The following is a 4,024-nucleotide window of genomic DNA, read 5'->3' on the forward strand; positions in this document are numbered from 1 at the left end:
CTCCTGCCGCGCCCGCAGCCCCGGCTGCGAAGCCCGCGGCAGCGGCCCCGGCCCCCGCCGCCAAGCCCGCGGCCGCGAAGCCCGCAGCCAAGGCGGAGCCCGCGACGGACGCCCCGGCAGGACCGGAGTACGTGACGCTGCGCGGCCCCGCAGCCGCGGTCGCGAAGAACATGAACGCCTCGGTGGAGGTCCCGACGGCCACGTCGGTCCGCGCCGTACCGGTGAAGCTGCTCTTCGACAACCGCATCGTCATCAACAACCACCTCAAGCGCGCCCGCGGCGGGAAGATCTCCTTCACGCACCTCATCGGGTACGCGATGGTGCAGGCCATCAAGGCCATGCCGTCGATGAACTACTCCTTCGTGCAGAAGGACGGCAAGCCGACGCTGGTCAAGCCGGAGCACATCAACTTCGGCCTCGCCATCGACCTCGTGAAGCCCAACGGCGACCGCCAGCTGGTCGTCGCGGGCATCAAGAAGGCCGAGACGCTGAACTTCTTCGAGTTCTGGCAGGCCTACGAGGACATCGTCCGCCGCGCACGCGACGGCAAGCTCGGCATGGACGACTTCACCGGCGTCACGGTCTCGCTGACCAACCCCGGCGGCCTCGGCACCGTCCACTCGGTCCCCCGCCTGATGCCCGGACAGTCGGTCATCATGGGCGTCGGCTCGATGGACTACCCCGCGGAGTTCCAGGGCACGTCCCAGGACACCCTGAACAAGCTCGGCATCTCGAAGGTCATGACGCTCACGTCGACCTACGACCACCGGGTGATCCAGGGCGCCGCATCGGGCGAGTTCCTGCGCATCGTCGCGAACCTGCTGCTCGGCGAGAACGAGTTCTACGACGAGATCTTCAAGGCCCTTCGCATTCCTTACGAGCCGGTCCGCTGGCTCAAGGACATCGACGCCTCGCACGACGACGACGTCACGAAGGCCGCCCGCGTCTTCGAGCTGATCCACTCCTACCGCGTCCGCGGCCACGTCATGGCCGACACGGACCCGCTGGAGTACAAGCAGCGCAAGCACCCCGACCTGGACATCACCGAGCACGGCCTCACCCTGTGGGACCTGGAGCGTGAGTTCGCGGTCGGCGGCTTCGCCGGCAAGTCGATGATGAAGCTGCGCGACGTCCTCGGCGTCCTGCGCGACTCGTACTGCCGCACCACCGGCATCGAGTTCATGCACATCCAGGACCCGAAGCAGCGCAAGTGGCTCCAGGACCGCATCGAGCGCACGCACGCCTCGAAGCCGGAGCGCGAGGAGCAGCTGCGCATCCTGCGCCGCCTGAACGCCGCCGAGGCCTTCGAGACGTTCCTGCAGACGAAGTACGTCGGCCAGAAGCGCTTCTCCCTGGAGGGCGGCGAGTCCGTCATCCCGCTGCTCGACGCCGTCATCGACAGCGCCGCGGAGTCCCGCCTGGACGAGGTCGTCATCGGCATGGCCCACCGCGGCCGCCTGAACGTCCTCGCGAACATCGTGGGCAAGTCGTACGCCCAGATCTTCCGCGAGTTCGAGGGCAACATGGACCCCAAGTCCATGCACGGCTCCGGCGACGTGAAGTACCACCTGGGCGCCGAGGGCACCTTCACCGGCCTGGACGGCGAGCAGATCAAGGTCTCGCTCGCGGCGAACCCGTCCCACCTGGAGACGGTCGACCCGATCATCGAGGGCATCACCCGCGCCAAGCAGGACGTCATCAACAAGGGCGGCACGGACTTCACGGTCCTGCCGGTCGCCCTGCACGGTGACGCGGCCTTCGCGGGCCAGGGTGTGGTCGCCGAGACCCTCAACATGTCGCAGCTGCGGGGCTACCGCACCGGCGGCACGGTCCACATCGTCATCAACAACCAGGTCGGCTTCACCGCCGCCCCGGAGTCGTCGCGCTCCTCCATGTACGCCACGGACGTGGCCCGCATGATCGAGGCACCGATCTTCCACGTGAACGGCGACGACCCCGAGGCCGTCGTGCGCATCGCGCGCCTCGCCTTCGAGTTCCGCCAGGCGTTCAACAAGGATGTGGTCATCGACCTCATCTGCTACCGCCGCCGCGGTCACAACGAGTCGGACAACCCGGCGTTCACGCAGCCGCTGATGTACGACCTGATCGACAAGAAGCGCTCGGTGCGCAAGCTCTACACCGAGTCCCTCATCGGTCGCGGCGACATCACCCTGGAAGAGGCCGAGCAGGCCCTGCAGGACTTCCAGGGGCAGCTGGAGAAGGTCTTCACCGAGGTCCGCGAGGCCATCTCGCAGCCCGCCGAGGCCGAGGTCCCGGCCCCGGAGGCCGAGTTCCCGGTGAACGTCGACACCTCGATCTCCCAGGAGGTCGTCAAGCGGATCGCCGAGTCCCAGGTCAACATTCCCGACCGGGTCACCGTCCACCCGCGTCTGCTGCCGCAGCTGCAGCGCCGCATGTCGATGGTCGAGGAAGGCACGATCGACTGGGGCATGGGCGAGACCCTCGCCATCGGTTCGCTGCTCCTGGAGGGCACGCCGGTCCGTCTGTCGGGCCAGGACTCGCGCCGTGGCACGTTCGGTCAGCGTCACGCGGTCCTCATCGACCGTGAGACGGGCGAGGACTTCACGCCGCTCCTGTACCTCTCCGACGACCAGGCGCGCTACAACGTCTACGACTCGCTGCTCTCCGAGTACGCGGTGATGGGCTTCGAGTACGGCTACTCGCTGGCCCGTCCCGAGTCCCTCGTCATGTGGGAAGCGCAGTTCGGTGACTTCGTCAACGGCGCGCAGACGGTGGTGGACGAGTACATCTCGGCCGCCGAGCAGAAGTGGAACCAGCACTCCGGCGTCACGCTGCTGCTTCCGCACGGCTACGAGGGCCAGGGCCCGGACCACTCGTCCGCCCGTATCGAGCGCTTCCTCCAGCTGTGCGCGCAGAACAACATGACGGTCGCGATGCCGACCCTTCCGTCGAACTACTTCCACCTCCTGCGGTGGCAGGTGCACAACCCGCACCACAAGCCGCTGGTGGTCTTCACCCCGAAGTCGATGCTGCGCCTCAAGGCGGCGGCCTCGAAGACGGAGGAGTTCACGACGGGTGGCTTCCGCCCGGTCATCGGCGACGACTCGGTCGAGGCGTCGGCGGTCCGCAAGGTCGTCTTCTGCTCCGGCAAGCTGTACTACGACCTCGAGGCCGAGCGGAAGAAGCGCGAGGTCACGGACACCGCGATCATCCGCATCGAGCGTCTGTACCCGCTGCCGGGTGCCGAGCTCCAAGCGGAGATCGCGAAGTACCCGAACGCCGAGAAGTACCTGTGGGCGCAGGAGGAGCCGGCGAACCAGGGCGCGTGGCCCTTCATCGCCCTCAACCTCATCGACCACCTGGACCTGGCGGTCGGCGCGGACATCCCGCACGGCGAGCGCCTGCGCCGCATCTCGCGGCCGCACGGCTCGTCCCCGGCGGTCGGCTCGAAGAAGCGCCACGAGCAGGAGCAGGAGCAGCTCCTGAGCGAGGTCTTCGAGGCGTAAGCCTGAGCGGTTCGTACGCCGGTGGGCCCGGCCCCGAGTGCTTGTCACCCGGGGCCGGGCCCACCGGCGTATCGGCTTATCCTGGACGTCCCGAGCGCATCGTTCGGCCCCTCATCGTTCGTCCCTCATCGTTCGTCCAATCGCGGAGCCTGTCTTGTACTTCACCGACCGTGGCATCGAGGAACTGGAGAAGCGGCGCGGCGAGGAGGAAGTCACCTTCGAGTGGCTCGCCGAGCAGCTCCGCACCTTCGTGGACCTCAACCCGGACTTCGAGGTCCCGGTCGAGCGCCTCGCGACGTGGCTGGCCCGCCTGGACGACGAAGACGACGACGAGTAGGACGCGCCGGGCTCGCCTCAGCCCCGCCGAGTCCCCGCGTCGGCCGCCCGCACCCTGTCGTACGCGAACCCCAGAGATCCGTGCACCATCAGGAGCGCCCCCGCCACGGCCCATCCCCCGCTGCGCCGCCGCACGGCCCACGCCACGAGGGGCAGCCCGGCGGCCATCTGCGCCACGGCCAGCGCGCGGGCCCGGGGCC

2 protein-coding genes and 1 pseudogene are annotated in these 4,024 nt (G+C 68.4%); 2 read left to right on the forward strand and 1 reads right to left on the reverse strand.

From position 1 onward, the window contains the following. Both ABD378_RS32920 and ABD378_RS32925 read left to right on the forward strand, forming a co-directional pair. Window positions 1-3,488: multifunctional oxoglutarate decarboxylase/oxoglutarate dehydrogenase thiamine pyrophosphate-binding subunit/dihydrolipoyllysine-residue succinyltransferase subunit (locus ABD378_RS32920; protein WP_344526942.1), on the forward strand; the 3,488-nt coding region annotated here is incomplete at its 5' end. 154 nt (window positions 3,489-3,642) lie between these two features. Then, entirely contained in the window at window positions 3,643-3,825 is a 183-nt protein-coding gene (locus ABD378_RS32925; protein ID WP_019075209.1) for a DUF6104 family protein, read from the forward strand. A gap of 17 nt (window positions 3,826-3,842) precedes the next feature. Here the strand turns inward: ABD378_RS32925 and ABD378_RS32930 are convergent. Further along, window positions 3,843-4,024: pseudogene (locus tag ABD378_RS32930) on the reverse strand (hypothetical protein); the annotation flags it as partial.

Origin of the sequence: Streptomyces rectiviolaceus, from assembly GCF_039533825.1 — a bacterium.
GTDB lineage: Bacteria > Actinomycetota > Actinomycetes > Streptomycetales > Streptomycetaceae > Streptomyces > Streptomyces rectiviolaceus.